The following is a 15,127-nucleotide window of genomic DNA, read 5'->3' on the forward strand; positions in this document are numbered from 1 at the left end:
CGTGCAGTTAGAGGACTCTGCCCCAACTCGGGTTTTTGGTACATCCGCTACGCCCATCGCAACGGAGGAAACGGGAGGAGGCGAACCACCTCCCGAATTCGTGTTCTTACTTCACGACGTAAGGCAGCAGGCCGAGGAAACGGGCGCGCTTGATCGCCTTGGCGAGTTCACGCTGCTTCTTCTGGCTGACGGCCGTAATACGGGAAGGAACGATCTTGCCGCGTTCGGAAATGTAACGCTGCAGAAGCTTGATGTCCTTGTAGTCGATCTTCGGTGCGTTCGCGCCGGAGAACGGGCACGTCTTGCGACGGCGATGGAAAGGACGACGGGTCGGGATCTGATTGATATCAACCATGATTATGCTCCTTCACCAGCTTCGTTGTCGCGCGGGCGACGCGGGCCGCGATCACCGCGATCGCCACGGTCGAAACCACCTTCACGGCGGCGCGGACGATCATCACCATCGCGTTCGCGACGGTCGTCACGGCGGGTGAGCATGGCCGACTGGCCTTCTTCATGTTCGTCAACGCGAACGGTGAGGAAACGAAGAACGTCTTCGTTGATGCGCATCTGGCGTTCCATTTCGGCAACGGCTGCAGCCGGAGCGTCGATGTTCACGAGCGTGTAATACGCCTTGCGATTCTTCTTGATGCGGTAGGTGAGGGGACGCAGGCCCCAGCTTTCGACCTTACCGACCTTGCCGCCATTAGCTTCGAGGACACCCTTGTACTGTTCGACGAGAGCGTCGACCTGCTGCTGGGAAATGTCCTGGCGGGCAAGAAGCACATGTTCATAAAGAGCCATTGGCTTTGCCTTTCTTCTGTTACAACATGCTGACACCAGCGGCTAAGCCTCTGCGACTTCTCTTGATCCGGCAAACCGGAGAAGAAAGGACGCGCAACTTGAGACGGTCGAGAGCGGAGACACGGGAGGCAGAAGCACTTGTGGCTTCCAACGTTTCCTCACTAAATGATTAGTTAGGAGAACGGCCCTCCGTTCAGCCCCCAGCTGGTGCCGAGCAATGAACGGGCGGCTATTACGTGTTTTTCCCCGGCTTTGCAAGGCGCAAACGGCACTAAAACCGGGAAATACTTGACTTTGCTGCCCGCGCTGGGGCACATCGCGCCAAATTGTGCAATTAATTGCAAAGATGAAAGAGGCTTTCATGGCGGTAGCATTCACTTTTCCAGGGCAGGGCAGCCAGGCTGTAGGCATGGGCAAGGCTCTGGCAGAGCAGTTTGCAGAAGCGCGTGCTGTTTTCGAGGAAGTGGACGCGGCACTGGCCGAAAAGCTTTCCGCTACCATGTTCGAGGGACCGGAAGACGTACTGACGCTGACCGCTAATGCCCAGCCTGCGCTGATGGCGGTCTCGATGGCCGTGCTGCGGGTCATGGAAGCGCGCGGCTTTTCCCTGAAGGAAAAGGTTTCCTACGTCGCCGGGCATTCGCTTGGCGAATATTCCGCGCTTTGCGCGGCAGGAACGTTCTCGCTTGCCGATACGGCACGTCTCCTGCGCATCCGAGGCAACGCGATGCAGAAAGCCGTTCCCGTCGGCGAAGGCGCCATGGCGGCCATCATCGGTCTGGAACATGGCGACGTGGAAGCTGTCTGTGCAGAAGCAAAATCCTCGGGCTCGGTCCAGATCGCCAATGACAATGGCGGTGGTCAGCTCGTTATTTCCGGCTCCAAGGCTGCGGTCGAACTGGCTGCCGGGCTGGCGTCCGAAAAAGGTGCCAAGCGCGCCATCATGCTGCCGGTGTCCGCACCCTTCCATTCGACTTTGATGGGGCCTGCCGCTGACGCCATGCGCGAAGCGCTCGCTTCGGTCGAAAAGCACAATCCAATCGTTCCGCTTATCGCCAATGTGCGCGCAGCGCCCGTCACCGATGCCAACGAGATTGCCGATCTACTCGTCGAGCAGGTCACGGGTCAGGTGCGCTGGCGTGAAACTGTCGAATGGTTTGCGACCAATGGCGTCACCACGCTTTATGAAGTAGGTTCGGGCAAGGTTCTGACCGGTCTGGCGCGCCGCATCTCGAAGGATGTGGCTGGCGTGGCCGTCGGTTCGGCTGAAGAAATCGAAGCGGCGCTCGCCGCCCTCAACGCTTAAAAGGGACTTCGCATGTTTGATCTGACTGGCCGCAAGGCTCTGGTAACCGGCGCAACCGGCGGCCTCGGTGAAGCGATTGCCCGCGCACTTCATGCGCAGGGCGCAATCGTGGGCCTGCACGGCACGCGTGAGGAAAAGCTGAAAGAGCTTGCCGCTGAACTTGGCGATCGCACCTTCATCTTTGCGGCCAATCTGTCTGACCGAGAAGCTGTAAAGGCCCTCGGCCAGAAGGCCGAAGAAGAGATGGGCGGCGTCGACATTCTCGTCAACAATGCCGGGATTACCCGCGACGGGCTCTTCGTTCGCATGAGCGATGAGGACTGGGATGCCGTGTTGAACGTCAACCTGACGTCCGTCTTCAACCTGACGCGTGAACTGACCCATCCCATGATGCGCCGCCGCAATGGCCGCATCATCAACATCACCTCCATCGTCGGCGTCACCGGTAACCCCGGTCAGGCGAATTACTGTGCATCGAAGGCAGGGCTGATCGGCTTCTCCAAGTCGCTGGCGCAGGAAATCGCAAGCCGCAATGTTACAGTGAACTGCATCGCTCCGGGCTTCATCGAATCGGCCATGACCGACAAGCTGAACGAAAAGCAGAAGGATGCGATCATGAGCAATATCCCCATGAAGCGCATGGGTGTTGGGGGCGATATTGCTGCTGCCGTTGTCTATCTGGCAAGCGATGAGGCAGCTTATGTGACCGGCCAGACCCTGCACGTCAATGGTGGCATGGCCATGATCTAACCCTCCTTCTCCCCTCGATTATGGTATAAAATGCCTTAATACGGGGGGTGGAGAAGGAAAAGGCGCTTTGCCTTGCTCAAGAAGCATGGTAATGCGCCCATCGAGAATTGCGGCATTCTGAGTAGAAGCGCTGCGATCCTGTTCCGAAAGGAATATCCACAGGATGACTGTCCGGGCGGCTTCGCTCGAAACTTGGCAGACATCTTATAACTTGATTACAATCCTGCATGCCGCTAACCAAGGCAGAGCAACAAACACACAGGTCGAGGTTCCGACATGAGCGATACCGCAGAGCGCGTCAAGAAAATCGTTGTTGAACATCTGGGCGTAGATGCCGACAAGGTCACGGAAGGCGCAAGCTTCATCGATGACCTCGGCGCAGACAGCCTCGACACGGTCGAGCTGGTCATGGCTTTCGAAGAAGAATTCGGCGTTGAAATTCCTGACGACGCTGCCGAAACGATCCTCACGGTCGGCGACGCTGTGAAGTTCATCGACAAGGCTTCTGCCTAATCTGAACTTGGGCATTGGGCTGGGGTTCTCGCGAATCCCGGCCCTGCTTGTCTTTGGCTGTTTCTTTCGTATTCACGGTCGAAACGCACATGCACAAAGGTCCGTTCGAGGCCTGTTGTGAATCTGCCCGAACGCTGGTCAAGAACACGTTCGATATGGCAGGCTCCGGTTTTAACAATTGGAGCACCATCCCTTTCAGTCAGGCCCGGACATATTTTCTGCCGGTTAAAGCCTGCGGGGCGCGGTGCTTGTGACATAACAGAATTTTAAGGGGTGGATATGAGGCGTGTCGTCATCACCGGTCTTGGTCTGGTGTCGCCGCTTGCCAGCGGTGTCGAAGAGACCTGGAAGCGTCTTATTGCCGGTGAAAGCGGTGCTCGCCGCATCACGGAATTTGAAGTTGATGATCTGGCCTGCCAGATTGCCTGCCGCGTCCCGGTTGGCGATGGCACCAATGGCACCTTCAATGCCGACCTCCATATGGAGCCGAAGGAACAGCGGAAGGTTGATCCTTTCATCGTCTATGCCGTCGGCGCTGCCGATCAGGCGCTGGACGATGCTGACTGGCATCCAGAAAGCGACGAAGACCAGGTTCGCACCGGCGTTCTTATCGGTTCCGGCATCGGCGGCATCGAAGGCATCGTCGAAGCGGGCTATACGCTGCGCGACAAGGGTCCGCGACGCATCTCGCCATTCTTTATTCCCGGCCGTCTGATCAACCTGGCTTCCGGCCACGTTTCCATCAAGCACAAGCTGCGCGGCCCGAACCACGCGGTCGTCACCGCCTGCTCGACCGGCGCGCACGCCATTGGCGACGCTGCCCGCCTGATCGCTTTCGGCGATGCGGATGTGATGGTTGCTGGCGGTACGGAATCCCCGGTAAGCCGCATCTCGCTTGCAGGCTTCGCTGCCTGCAAGGCGCTCTCCACGAAGCGCAATGATGACCCGACCGCGGCATCGCGTCCTTATGATGAAGACCGCGATGGCTTTGTCATGGGTGAAGGTGCGGGCGTAGTGGTTCTCGAGGAGCTTGAACACGCCTTGGCGCGCGGCGCGAAGATCTATGCCGAAGTCATCGGTTATGGTCTTTCCGGCGATGCTTACCACATCACCGCTCCAAGCGAGAACGGCGAGGGTGCGCAGCGCTGCATGGAAATGGCCATCAAGCGCGCCGGAATCACCCCGGACCAGATCGACTACATCAATGCGCATGGCACTTCGACCATGGCCGATACCATCGAACTGGGCGCTGTCGAGCGCGTGGTTGGCGACGCCGCGTCGGAAGTTTCGATGTCTTCGACCAAGTCGTCCATCGGTCACCTGCTGGGTGCTGCTGGTGCTGCCGAGGCGATTTTCTCGACGCTTGCCATCCGCGATAACATCGCGCCTGCGACGCTCAATCTGGACAATCCTGCGGTCTCCACGAAGATCGATCTGGTTCCACATAAGGCCCGTGAACGCAAGATCGATGTGGCGCTGTCGAACTCCTTCGGGTTCGGCGGAACCAATGCTTCGCTGATCCTGCGCCGATATTCCTGATCGGTATTGCTGAAATAAATCTCGGAATCAAAAAACGCGGGGATTTCTCCGCGTTTTTGCCAAAATATAACCGGATGCGATGTTTAAAATCGTGAACAGCGGTTAGTGTGGTCGCAACTTCGAAGAGTTTCATCCGCTCTGACGAAATTAAGTGCATAGCCGTTCTGGGCGGCCATTCGACGGAAATGTCGGAAGCTGCGCCAAAATAGATAGACGGAGCTTTTCGTATAGTTTGGTTGAACTATTCAGGGCTCTGGACCGAGGTGATTGAGTGAATTCAGAGGCACCATCCGGAACACCGCCCGCGGACGAGCAGCCCACGGGCGCGACGCAGGAAACGAACGCGACTTCAAAGCCGTTCGTGCCGAAATCTGCGTCTGAAGCTCTGCGCCCCGAACCGGGAACGCCGCCGCCGCGCAAGCGTTCACGCCATGCGCGCAGCCAGATCGTGGTGTTCATGAACTTCATGCTGTCGCTCGTCGTGCTGGTTCTGCTCGGCGCGTCCGCCTTGTTCTATTTCGGCAAGATGCAGTTCGATGCTCCGGGGCCTCTTGCTGCCGAGACCACATTTCTTGTCAAGCGCGGCGCCGGCATTGCTGAAGTCTCCAATAGTCTCGAAAACCGTGAAATCGTCAGCGATGCGCGCATCTTCCGCTATGGTATGCGCACGCTCGGACACGAAAATGATCTGAAGGCGGGCGAATACGCCATCCCTGCCGGTGCGACGATGCGCGATGTGATGAATATTCTCATCAGCGGCAAGTCCATCATGTATCCGCTGACCATTCCGGAAGGCCTGACGGTGAAGCAGATTTTCGACCGTATTTCGGTTGATCCGATTCTTGTCGGTGACATGCCGAAGGACATGCCGCCGGAAGGCTCGCTCTTCACCGATACGCTGAATTTCACCCGCGGCACGACGCGTTCCGAAATCATCGACCGTATGATCGCTTCCCAGAAGAAGCTCGTGGACGAAGCCTGGGCAAAGCGTAATCCCGACCTGCCGGTCAAGGACAAGAACGAATTCGTGACGCTGGCTTCCATCGTGGAAAAGGAAACCGGGATCGCGTCCGAGCGCCCGCATGTGGCCTCGGTCTTCGTCAACCGCCTGAAGAAGGGCATGCGCATCCAGTCCGATCCGACCATCATCTATGGTCTGTTCGGTGGGGCCGGCAAGCCGTCTGATCGCCCGATCTTCAAGTCGGACATCGAAAAGCCGACGCCTTACAACACCTATGTGATCAACGGTCTGCCGCCGACGCCGATTGCCAATCCGGGCAGGGCGGCGCTGGAAGCTGTTGCCAACCCGCTGGATACGGAAGACCTCTATTTCGTCGCCGACGGAACCGGTGGCCACGTGTTCTCAAAGACGTTGCAGGAGCACAACGCCAATGTTCGCAAGTGGCGCTCCGTGGAACAGCAGAGGAATAGCGGCAACGTTCCAGATCAGAGCGCGGGACAATAGAGCGGCCTCTGGTGAGTTTGTTTTAACCGAAGCCGGCGGCAGATGCCGGCTTCGGTTCAGTTTTTGAGTAAGTCCGCACCTCTGCGGACATGAGTTGAGGGGATGGAACGCATGGCGCTCCAAAGCATGACCGGATTTGCACGCCACGCCGTGCAGCACACCGTGGACGGCGGAGACGTGCGCATTGTCTGGGAGGTGCGTTCCGTCAACGGCAAGGGGCTCGACCTCCGGCTGCGTCTGCCGCAAGGTCTGGAAGCGGCGGAACACCCAGTCCGCTCGATGCTGGCACGCCATTTTTCACGCGGGAATTTTCAGGCAAGCCTCAGCGTAGAACGCAGTGAGGCTCAGGCCGGTTTCACCATCAACCAGGCGATGCTCGCCGAGGTCCTCAAGCTTGGTGCGGATTTGCAGGCCAGGCACGGTCTCGCCCCTGCGAGTGTCGATGGCATTCTTTCGCTGCGTGGCATCATCGATCAGGTACAGGTGGCTGACAACGAAGATGAACGCGGCGTGCTGGAAGCGGCCATCGTCTCGAGCTTTGAAGAGGCGCTCAAGGCAATTGCCGACGCCCGCAAACAGGAAGGCAAGGCTCTTTTCACCATTCTGTCCGCGCATGTCGATACTATTGAACGACTGACCGAGAGTGCCCGCCGTGACCCCTCGCGCAGTACCGATGCGATCAAGGCCCGTCTCGCGGGGCAGGTGGCCCTGCTGCTGGATGCCGCGCGTGAACTCGATGAAGCGCGGCTCTATCAGGAAGCGGCGTTTCTGGCGACCAAGGCCGATATTCAGGAAGAACTTGACCGGCTGGAAACGCATGTGGCGTCCGCCCGCAAACTTCTTGCTGACGGCGGCCCCATCGGGCGCAAGCTCGATTTTCTTTCACAGGAATTTAATCGTGAAGCAAATACACTGTGTTCCAAATCGAACGCGGCGTCGATCACAGCCATCGGTCTGGAACTGAAGGCGGTCGTGGATCAGTTTCGCGAACAAGTACAAAATCTGGAGTAACAGGTATCATGGCCATCTCTTCGGTTGAAAATGGCGTCGCACGCAGAGGCTTGATGGTGGTGATCTCATCGCCCTCGGGGGCGGGAAAGTCGACCATCGCCCGGCTTTTGCTGGAAGACAAGAAGATGAACCTCTCCTTGTCGATCAGTGTGACGACGCGCCAGCGCCGCCCGAGCGAGATCGAGGGGGTCCACTACCATTTCAAGACCATACGCGAATTCGAGCGTCTGCGGGACAATGACGAACTGATCGAATGGGCCGAAGTTCACGGCAATTTCTACGGCACGCTCCGTGAAACTGCCGAGATTGCGCTGGCCGACGGTCAGGACATGCTCTTCGACATCGACTGGCAGGGCGCAGACCAGTTGCAGGCAAAGATGCCTGCAGATGTGGTCTCTATCTTCATCCTGCCGCCGACCATGCGCGAACTGCAACAGCGCCTGAACCGCCGGGCCGAAGATACGGCGGATGTCATTGAGACGCGCTTGCAGAATGCCCGTTTTGAGATCCAGAAATGGGTGAAGTACGATTACATCGTCATCAATGAAGACCTCGACCGCTCCTTCGCCGCGATCAAGTCGATTATCGAGGCCGAACGTCTTCGCCGCGACCGCCGCCCGGGCCTGTTCGATTTCGTAACCGGTTTGCTGGAAGAAGAGCCGGGCGTCTAAGACGAGAACCGGCTTTTACGAAAGCCTGATGGTTATTCTGTCGGTTTCGTTTGCGAGCCGGATGAACGCTTCGAGAAACGGTTGACCGCCGCGTGTTTTCAACTTGGCGAGCGCATCGACATTCTGGAAAACGAGTTCGCACTCTCCGGGCCAGCCGGGACCTTGCCATTGCACTGCGTCCCAGAACGAGTCCAGTGTGTAGCCGAAGGCTTCAGGATTTTCCGCAGGAACGGCGGAAAGATAACGTCGCCAGAGTTCGTCAGCGCTCTCTATTCCTGTGCAATCAATTATGTAGACGGGCAGCATATCAGCCTAGCAGGATCAATAGGCCATCCACCATGCCAAGGACGAGGATGAGCGCTCCCATGGCGATGGCTGTCACGACCAGGACCCGTCTCTGCCGGTCACGCTTCTCCGTTCGCTTGCCCGTCCAGTCGTAGGGCGATTGAGGCATTTCTCTCTCCAGATCGGCGCGGCATTGAAAGTCGCCATGCAGCCGTATCCGTAACCTGCACTTTACCGCCCTTATCCGCAAGCAAGATGAAGCTAATAAATATCTGCGCTCGCACGGCGTGAGGGCATGGCTATACAGCCGTGCCGCCCACCGTTACCTGATCCATGCGCAAATGCGGCTGACCGACGCCGACGGGAACCCATTGGCCACCTTTCCCGCAATTGCCGCTGCCGGTATCGAGTTTCATATCGTTGCCGATCATCGAAATACGCTGCATGGCATCCGGGCCGTTGCCGATCAGCATCGCACCCTTGATCGGCGCGCCGACCTTGCCGTCCTCAATCATGTAGGCCTCCGTGCAGCCGAACACGAATTTGCCGGATGTGATATCCACCTGGCCGCCACCGAAGGAAACGGCGTAGATGCCTTTCTTCATGGAGGCGATGATCTCCTCAGGCGTCTTGTCGCCCGAAAGCATGTAGGTGTTGGTCATGCGTGGCATGGGTGCATGAGCATAGGATTCACGGCGCCCATTGCCGGTTGTTTCCATGCCCATCAGGCGCGCATTCTGGCGGTCCTGCATGTAGTTGACGAGTTTGCCGTCCTCGATCAGCACGGTGCGGTTGGTCGGCGTGCCTTCATCGTCGATGGTGAGAGAGCCGCGACGCTCGACGATCGTGCCGTCGTCGACCACGGTCACGCCTTTCGATGCAACCTGCTGGCCGAGAAGACCGGCAAAAGCGGAGGTCTTCTTGCGATTGAAGTCGCCTTCCAGCCCATGACCAACCGCTTCATGCAGCATCACGCCCGGCCACCCGTTTGCCAGAACGATGTCGAATGTGCCTGCCGGGGCGGGGATGGCCTCCAGATTGACGAGCGCCTGCCGCAATGCCTCATCGGCGGCATGCTGCCAGCTTTCAGTCGTGACGAATTCGCCAAATCCCTTGCGTCCGCCAACCGTATGAGAACCTGATTCCTGGCGGTCGCCATTGCCCGCCACCACCGACACGCTCAACCGGACCATGGGCCGTATATCGCGCACGAAGTGACCATCGGCACGCAATATTTCGACCTGCTGCCACGATCCTGCAAGCGAAACGGAAACCTGTCTCACCTTCGGGTCCTTGGCGCGCAGATAGGCGTCGATCTGCTGCAACAGTTGCACCTTGGCGTCGAATGTCGGGGAACCGATGGGATTTTCGTCCGTGTAAAGATGACGGTTGGTGCCAGCAGGCGCCGCCGAATAACTCCCGCCGTAGCCCTTGAGGGTTGCGGAAACCGCATCGGAAGCGCGTCGCAAGGCGGCCATAGACAGATCACCCGCATGGGCATAGCCGATGGCTTCACCAGCGACCGATCGCAACCCGAATCCCTGATCCTGATTGAAGGAGCCGGTCTTGAGGCGACCATTGTCGAAAACGAGAGCCTCCGCCTCGCGATATTCCACGAAGAGTTCGCCATCGTCGCTGCCTTTCAGGCTTTGGGCGACAAGGCGCTCGATATCATCGCGGCTGGCGTCGAAACTGTCGATCAGGCTTTTCATAAAAATAAATCCTGCAGCATGTGTTTGCTGCAGGATGTAAGCCCTAAATCGGTTGAGAACAACCGGTCATCGCAGTTGTGATCAGGGCAGGGCGTCGAAGCCTTCGCCGAAGCCCTTCAGATCGACGGGAATGCCAACCCCTTCTTCCGGTGTCTGGAAGACGATGAAGGTCGCAGCCTTGCCGGAGCGCAACGTCTTGAGAAGATCATCCTCAAGGATCACCTCGGCGTAGCAGCCGTCTTCGAAGCAGCGGACGAAATAGGCGCGACCGATGTCCTTGCCGTCGACATTGAGGCCAAGGCCATTGGGAAGCAGGACACCAAGCGGCGCCAGAACACGAAGAATGCGGGCCTTGTTGTCAGCCGTCTTGAGAACGACAACCGAAAGGCCGAGTTCCGGACGCTTTGCAGCGACCACGTTCTGGATCAGCGCACACTGTTCCGTCTTTGCGCCAGCGGGCGTGTCACAGAGAACGGACCATGCGCCGTGCTGCGACTTGAGCTTGCCGCTCTGCTGCGGGCTGGACGGAGCCGCCTGCGACTGCGCAGCCGGTGCCTCCTGTGGGGTTTGTAACTGCGCCGGTGCCTGCTGGGCAAGCGAAGGAAGCGTAGCAATGGCAAGCGCCATGCTGGCGCCCGTTGCTAGTGTTGCGAGGCGCTGGCTGATCGTGCGGCGGGCAAGCATGCGAAAAGTCATGAAATCTCCAGATCGAATCACCGGGACGTTAACGCGCTGCATTGGCCATGAAAAGCGCCGCGACCGGCGTTTCTCTGTCCTGGCCATCATAGCAACGGTGATACCGTCTGTTGCATCGATTGTCACGCGGCACGTTAAAGGAAGCGTCTTGTCAAATCATGGCTTCATTAAGGGTTTCGTGCGGTTTTCCAAAGTTTTCATGGTGGGCTGGAATAACTCCGCCAGGCCGAATAATCCGGGACATTCGCAATTCTTCGCGCGGCTGCGCGCAAAAATGCCGCACAGGAACATATTCGCCTTCCTTGCGGTGTGCGCTAAGGTGTGGTTTGAACGCCGACGGGGGATGCGGCCGTCTTTAGCGTCCGGCGTCCAGCTCGAAAGGGCGAAAAGGGAGAGAGTTCTGGTGGATAAGATTGTTGCCACAACGAAGGGCGCCTTCGGCGGCGCTCTTGCAGTGCTGTGGACGACTGGTGCCGCTTTTGCGGATCAGCCCCGTCCCTGGGAATGGAGATTTCAGGACGCAGCGACTGGGATTGCCGAACAGATTCATTGGTTTGAGCGTTATACGCTCTGGTTCATTATTCCGATTACCCTGCTGGTTCTGTTTTTGCTGGTTTGGGTCGTGCTTCGCTTTCGCGCAAGCGCAAACCCCGAGCCGTCCAAAACCAGCCATAATACCGCTATTGAAGTGATCTGGACCATCGGGCCCGTGATCATTCTTCTGTTCCTGGCGGTCCCGTCTTTCCAGCTTCTGACGGCGCAATATTCGCCGGAAGATCCGACGCTGACGGTGAAGGCCACAGGATACCAGTGGTACTGGGGTTACGAGTATCAGGTCGATAATCCGGTGAGCTTTGATTCCCTCCTTCTGAAGGATGGTGATCGCGCCGCCGCCGGCAAGGAAGACAAGTCCCGCTATCCGCGTCTTCTCGCCGTCGACAACGAAGTCGTGGTTCCGGTTGGCGAAACGGTTCGTCTTCTCGTAACTGCTGCCGACGTCATCCATTCTTGGACGATCCCGGCCTTCGGCGTGAAGATGGACGCTGTCCCGGGCCGTATCAACGAAGCCTGGTTCAAGGCGGACAGGGAAGGCCTTTACTACGGTCAGTGCTCGGAGCTTTGCGGCAAGGATCACGGCTTCATGCCAATCGCCGTGCGCGTTGTCTCCAAGGAGCAGTATCAGACCTGGATCGCCGCTGCGGGATCGGATCTGAATGGCGCCAACAAGGCGCTTCAGGCCGCTGTCGAAGGTGGCGCAAACGATAAGGTGGCTGCGGCGGGTCTCTGATCCCGAACGCCAAGACTGTTGAAAAACGGGAGCGAATTCCATGGCTGGCACAGCAGCTCACGAGCATGGTGCCCACGACGACCACAAGCCTCACGGCTGGGTTCGTTGGGTATACTCGACCAATCATAAAGACATCGGTACCCTGTACCTGATTTTTGCAATCATCGCCGGTATCATCGGCGGCGCGCTGTCCATCGCGATGCGCGCCGAACTCCAGGAGCCGGGCATCCAGATCTTCCACGGTCTGGCACAGATGGTTTACGGTGTTGAGGGCGATGCGGCTCTCGATGCCGGCAAGCATATGTTCAACGTGTTCACCTCGGCACATGCCCTGGTCATGATTTTCTTCATGGTCATGCCTGCGCTGATCGGCGGTTTCGCCAACTGGATGGTGCCGCTGATGATCGGCGCGCCGGACATGGCTTTCCCGCGCATGAACAACATTTCGTTCTGGCTGCTGCCGCCTGCGCTGCTGCTGCTGCTCATCTCGCTGTTCATGCCGGGTCCGGCAGGCGGCTGGGGTCCTGGCGGCGGCTGGACGCTGTATCCGCCTCTGTCGACTTCGGGTCAGCCCGGACCGGCCGTGGACTTCGCCATCCTGGCAATCCACATCTCTGGCGCATCGTCCATTCTCGGAGCGATCAACTTCATCACCACGATCCTCAACATGCGCGCACCGGGCATGACGCTGCACAAGATGCCGCTCTTTGCCTGGGCCGTGCTGGTGACGGCGTTCCTGCTTCTGCTTTCGCTGCCGGTTCTGGCAGGCGGCATCACCATGCTGCTGACCGACCGCAACTTCGGAACGACCTTCTTCACGCCGGATGGCGGCGGTGATCCGATCCTCTACCAGCATCTGTTCTGGTTCTTCGGGCATCCGGAAGTGTATATTCTGATCCTGCCGGGCTTCGGCATCGTCAGCCACATCGTGTCGACCTTCTCGCGCAAGCCTATCTTCGGTTACCTCGGCATGGCCTACGCCATGGTCGCCATCGGTGTCGTCGGTTTCGTCGTCTGGGCGCACCACATGTATACGGTCGGCCTTTCGCTCGACACGCAGCGTTACTTCGTGTTCGCCACGATGGTCATCGCGGTTCCGACAGGTATCAAGATCTTCTCCTGGATCGCGACGATGTGGGGTGGCTCGATCACCTTCCGCGCACCGATGCTGTGGGCGATCGGCTTCATCTTCCTGTTCACGGTCGGTGGCGTGACGGGCGTTCAGCTCGCCAATGCCGGTCTCGACCGCGCGCTGCATGACACCTACTACGTCGTGGCTCACTTCCATTACGTGCTGTCGCTGGGTGCGGTGTTTGCGATCTTCGCGGGCTGGTACTACTGGTTCCCGAAGATGAGCGGCTACATGTACAATGAGTTCACGGCGAAGCTGCATTTCTGGGTCACCTTCGTTGGTGTGAACCTGGTCTTCTTCCCGCAGCACTTCCTTGGTCTCGCTGGCATGCCGCGCCGTTACATCGACTATCCGGATGCCTATGCAGGCTGGAACATGGTGTCTTCCTACGGCTCCTATATTTCGGGCTTCGCCGTCCTGATCTTCCTCTACAATGTCTTCGAGGCATTCGCGAAGAAGCGTGAAGCCGGTGCAAACCCATGGGGCGAGGGCGCAACCACGCTGGAATGGCAGCTGTCGTCGCCGCCTCCGTTCCACCAGTGGGAACAGCTGCCGCGCATCAAGTAATCGTGCGATGGGCGGAGTCGGGAAAAGACTTCGCCCTTCTTTACAATATGTGCTATGGGCGGGCGGCATTCTGTTCCGCCCGTCGCCGGTAGCTGACAAAGTCGGCCATCAAGCAAGGCATTTCCGGCGGGAACAGAACGGTTTCCGGGAGGACATTGTTATGATGGTGCGGTCTGCGCTGTAGGGGCGCGGGTTCGGACCGGTGAACTCGAGGTTTTTAAGTTAAAATGTCTCTGGTGGAAAAAAACGCAGGTACCGATGACGCACTCGTTCTTTCAGAGGCGACCGCGCGCGATTACCTTGTTCTTTTGAAGCCCCGCGTGATGTCCCTTGTGGTCTTCACCGGGCTGGTCGGTCTTGTGGTCGCGCCGGGACATATGAATCCTGTCCTTGCCGCCATCAGCATCTTGTGCATCGCGGTTGGTGCGGGTGCATCCGGTGCGCTGAACATGTGGTACGACGCGGATATCGATGCGGTGATGAAGCGTACGCGTAACCGCCCCATTCCTGCAGGCGTTATAGCACCCAATCAGGTGCTGGCGTTCGGGCTGACGCTTTCCGCATTCTCCGTCATCACGCTCGGCCTCATGGTCAACTGGCTGGCGGGCGCATTGCTGGCGTTCACGATCTTCTTCTATGCCGTCATCTATACGATGTGGCTGAAGCGCTCGACGCCGCAGAACATCGTTATCGGCGGTGCTGCTGGCGCATTTCCTCCGATGATCGGCTGGGCCGCTGCGACCGGCGAAATCACCTGGGACAGCGTCGTCCTGTTCATGATTATCTTCCTGTGGACGCCGCCGCATTTCTGGGCGCTGTCCCTGTTCTCGTCTACTGATTATGAAGCGGCGCGTATTCCGATGATGCCGAACGTAAAGGGCGAGCTTTCAACCCGTCGTCAGGCGCTGTTCTATTCCATCATTATGGCTCCGGTCGGCGTTCTTCCTTGGGTGCTCGGCTTTGCAGGTCCTGTCTGTGGCGCGGTTTCCACGCTGCTCGGACTGGCTTTCGTTTATTATGCATGGCGCCTGTGGGCTGCCGGATCGCAGCCTGCAATGCTGGCGGCCGCCCGCAAGCTGTTTCGCTTCTCGCTGCTTTACCTGTCGGGACTGTTTGCGGTGCTGCTTGTTGAAACACTTGCGGTCAAGGCACTGGCTGCTTTTGGAGTGCTCTAATGGATAAGGCCGTACAGAAGCCGGTGGACAGCGAATTGGAACTGATCGTTCCGACGGAACAGCAGAAGAAAGCCCAGCGCAATCGCTCTTGGGGCTTGGCAATCGCTCTGGCGCTGTTCGTGCTACTTGTCTATGTCGGCACGATTGCGAAACTGGGAGCCAATATTCTGGTGCGGCCTCTCTGACTGGCTGTTCCGGGAGGAAAATTGGAGG

The 15,127-nt window shown here is 58.4% G+C and carries 17 protein-coding genes; 11 read left to right on the forward strand and 6 right to left on the reverse strand.

Annotated elements, in window-relative coordinates; genetic code table 11:
• Window positions 1-106: 106 nt before the first annotated feature.
• Together rpsR and rpsF are read right to left on the reverse strand one after the other, a co-directional pair.
• Window positions 107-355, reverse strand: a complete 249-nt coding sequence (rpsR, locus tag JNC63_RS08425) for a 30S ribosomal protein S18 (RefSeq protein WP_006466219.1) — start codon at window positions 353-355, stop codon at window positions 107-109.
• A 2-nt stretch (window positions 356-357) separates the two neighbouring features.
• Complete coding sequence (gene rpsF, locus JNC63_RS08430; protein WP_006470675.1) at window positions 358-804, reverse strand: 30S ribosomal protein S6; 447 nt, start codon at window positions 802-804, stop codon at window positions 358-360.
• 361 nt (window positions 805-1,165) lie between these two features.
• Between rpsF and fabD the strand changes: the two genes are divergently transcribed.
• The 7 genes from fabD to gmk all read left to right on the forward strand — a co-directional run bounded on the left by fabD (window position 1,166) and on the right by gmk (window position 8,059).
• Window positions 1,166-2,110 carry an ACP S-malonyltransferase gene (gene fabD, locus JNC63_RS08435; protein ID WP_022567581.1) on the forward strand — a complete coding sequence of 315 codons (945 nt, stop codon included), beginning with the start codon at window positions 1,166-1,168 and terminating at the stop codon, window positions 2,108-2,110.
• Window positions 2,111-2,122: 12 nt separating this feature from the next.
• Complete coding sequence (gene fabG, locus JNC63_RS08440) at window positions 2,123-2,860, forward strand: 3-oxoacyl-[acyl-carrier-protein] reductase (protein ID WP_006470677.1); 738 nt, start codon at window positions 2,123-2,125, stop codon at window positions 2,858-2,860.
• 276 nt (window positions 2,861-3,136) lie between these two features.
• Window positions 3,137-3,373 carry an acyl carrier protein gene (locus JNC63_RS08445; protein WP_002963616.1) on the forward strand — a complete coding sequence of 79 codons (237 nt, stop codon included), beginning with the start codon at window positions 3,137-3,139 and terminating at the stop codon, window positions 3,371-3,373.
• Window positions 3,374-3,652: 279 nt separating this feature from the next.
• Entirely contained in the window at window positions 3,653-4,912 is a 1,260-nt protein-coding gene (gene fabF, locus JNC63_RS08450; RefSeq protein ID WP_006470678.1) for a beta-ketoacyl-ACP synthase II, read from the forward strand.
• Between the two features lie 271 nt (window positions 4,913-5,183).
• On the forward strand, window positions 5,184-6,377 hold the full coding sequence (gene mltG / locus JNC63_RS08455; protein WP_006470679.1) for an endolytic transglycosylase MltG: 1,194 nt from the start codon (window positions 5,184-5,186) through the stop codon (window positions 6,375-6,377).
• A 111-nt stretch (window positions 6,378-6,488) separates the two neighbouring features.
• A complete protein-coding gene (locus JNC63_RS08460) occupies window positions 6,489-7,388 on the forward strand; it encodes a YicC/YloC family endoribonuclease (protein ID WP_006470680.1) in 900 nt (299 codons plus the stop codon).
• Between the two features lie 8 nt (window positions 7,389-7,396).
• Window positions 7,397-8,059 carry a guanylate kinase gene (gmk, locus tag JNC63_RS08465; RefSeq protein WP_006466226.1) on the forward strand — a complete coding sequence of 221 codons (663 nt, stop codon included), beginning with the start codon at window positions 7,397-7,399 and terminating at the stop codon, window positions 8,057-8,059.
• A 15-nt stretch (window positions 8,060-8,074) separates the two neighbouring features.
• Here gmk and JNC63_RS08470 read toward each other — a convergent pair whose 3' ends face one another.
• From JNC63_RS08470 to JNC63_RS08485, 4 genes are all read right to left on the reverse strand, one after another.
• On the reverse strand, window positions 8,075-8,365 hold the full coding sequence (locus JNC63_RS08470) for a barstar family protein (protein WP_006470681.1): 291 nt from the start codon (window positions 8,363-8,365) through the stop codon (window positions 8,075-8,077).
• 1 nt (window position 8,366) lies between these two features.
• A complete protein-coding gene (locus JNC63_RS08475; RefSeq protein ID WP_006466228.1) occupies window positions 8,367-8,513 on the reverse strand; it encodes a hypothetical protein in 147 nt (48 codons plus the stop codon).
• A gap of 130 nt (window positions 8,514-8,643) precedes the next feature.
• Window positions 8,644-10,056, reverse strand: coding sequence for a metalloprotease TldD (tldD, locus tag JNC63_RS08480; protein ID WP_006470682.1), 1,413 nt, complete (start codon window positions 10,054-10,056; stop codon window positions 8,644-8,646).
• An 81-nt stretch (window positions 10,057-10,137) separates the two neighbouring features.
• Entirely contained in the window at window positions 10,138-10,752 is a 615-nt protein-coding gene (locus JNC63_RS08485; RefSeq protein ID WP_006470683.1) for an invasion associated locus B family protein, read from the reverse strand.
• A gap of 403 nt (window positions 10,753-11,155) precedes the next feature.
• Between JNC63_RS08485 and coxB the strand changes: the two genes are divergently transcribed.
• The 4 genes from coxB to JNC63_RS08505 all read left to right on the forward strand — a co-directional run bounded on the left by coxB (window position 11,156) and on the right by JNC63_RS08505 (window position 15,099).
• Window positions 11,156-12,040: a cytochrome c oxidase subunit II gene (coxB, locus tag JNC63_RS08490; protein WP_025091927.1), complete on the forward strand. Its 885-nt coding sequence runs from the start codon at window positions 11,156-11,158 to the stop codon at window positions 12,038-12,040.
• 40 nt (window positions 12,041-12,080) lie between these two features.
• Window positions 12,081-13,739, forward strand: a complete 1,659-nt coding sequence (ctaD, locus tag JNC63_RS08495; protein ID WP_006466231.1) for a cytochrome c oxidase subunit I — start codon at window positions 12,081-12,083, stop codon at window positions 13,737-13,739.
• Between the two features lie 227 nt (window positions 13,740-13,966).
• Window positions 13,967-14,914: a heme o synthase gene (locus JNC63_RS08500; protein WP_006470685.1), complete on the forward strand. Its 948-nt coding sequence runs from the start codon at window positions 13,967-13,969 to the stop codon at window positions 14,912-14,914.
• Complete coding sequence (locus tag JNC63_RS08505; protein WP_006466233.1) at window positions 14,914-15,099, forward strand: cytochrome c oxidase system small membrane protein; 186 nt, start codon at window positions 14,914-14,916, stop codon at window positions 15,097-15,099. Before JNC63_RS08500 ends, JNC63_RS08505 begins: the two co-directional genes overlap by 1 nt.
• The last annotated feature ends 28 nt before the right edge of the window (window positions 15,100-15,127 follow it).

The organism is Brucella ciceri (genome assembly GCF_041930145.1).
In the GTDB taxonomy this organism is placed as follows: domain Bacteria; phylum Pseudomonadota; class Alphaproteobacteria; order Rhizobiales; family Rhizobiaceae; genus Brucella; species Brucella intermedia.

Excerpts from the sequence above, each read along its gene's own strand:
- rpsR (WP_006466219.1), bottom strand. The coding sequence starts at position 355 with ATGGTTGATATCAATCAGATCCCGACCCGTCGTCCTTTCCATCGCCGT.
- rpsF (WP_006470675.1), bottom strand. The coding sequence starts at position 804 with ATGGCTCTTTATGAACATGTGCTTCTTGCCCGCCAGGACATTTCCCAG.
- fabD (WP_022567581.1), top strand. The coding sequence starts at position 1,166 with ATGGCGGTAGCATTCACTTTTCCAGGGCAGGGCAGCCAGGCTGTAGGC.
- fabG (WP_006470677.1), top strand. The coding sequence starts at position 2,123 with ATGTTTGATCTGACTGGCCGCAAGGCTCTGGTAACCGGCGCAACCGGC.
- JNC63_RS08445 (WP_002963616.1), top strand. The coding sequence starts at position 3,137 with ATGAGCGATACCGCAGAGCGCGTCAAGAAAATCGTTGTTGAACATCTG.
- fabF (WP_006470678.1), top strand. The coding sequence starts at position 3,653 with ATGAGGCGTGTCGTCATCACCGGTCTTGGTCTGGTGTCGCCGCTTGCC.
- JNC63_RS08460 (WP_006470680.1), top strand. The coding sequence starts at position 6,489 with ATGGCGCTCCAAAGCATGACCGGATTTGCACGCCACGCCGTGCAGCAC.
- gmk (WP_006466226.1), top strand. The coding sequence starts at position 7,397 with ATGGCCATCTCTTCGGTTGAAAATGGCGTCGCACGCAGAGGCTTGATG.
- JNC63_RS08470 (WP_006470681.1), bottom strand. The coding sequence starts at position 8,365 with ATGCTGCCCGTCTACATAATTGATTGCACAGGAATAGAGAGCGCTGAC.
- JNC63_RS08475 (WP_006466228.1), bottom strand. The coding sequence starts at position 8,513 with ATGCCTCAATCGCCCTACGACTGGACGGGCAAGCGAACGGAGAAGCGT.
- tldD (WP_006470682.1), bottom strand. The coding sequence starts at position 10,056 with ATGAAAAGCCTGATCGACAGTTTCGACGCCAGCCGCGATGATATCGAG.
- JNC63_RS08485 (WP_006470683.1), bottom strand. The coding sequence starts at position 10,752 with ATGACTTTTCGCATGCTTGCCCGCCGCACGATCAGCCAGCGCCTCGCA.
- ctaD (WP_006466231.1), top strand. The coding sequence starts at position 12,081 with ATGGCTGGCACAGCAGCTCACGAGCATGGTGCCCACGACGACCACAAG.
- JNC63_RS08500 (WP_006470685.1), top strand. The coding sequence starts at position 13,967 with ATGTCTCTGGTGGAAAAAAACGCAGGTACCGATGACGCACTCGTTCTT.
- JNC63_RS08505 (WP_006466233.1), top strand. The coding sequence starts at position 14,914 with ATGGATAAGGCCGTACAGAAGCCGGTGGACAGCGAATTGGAACTGATC.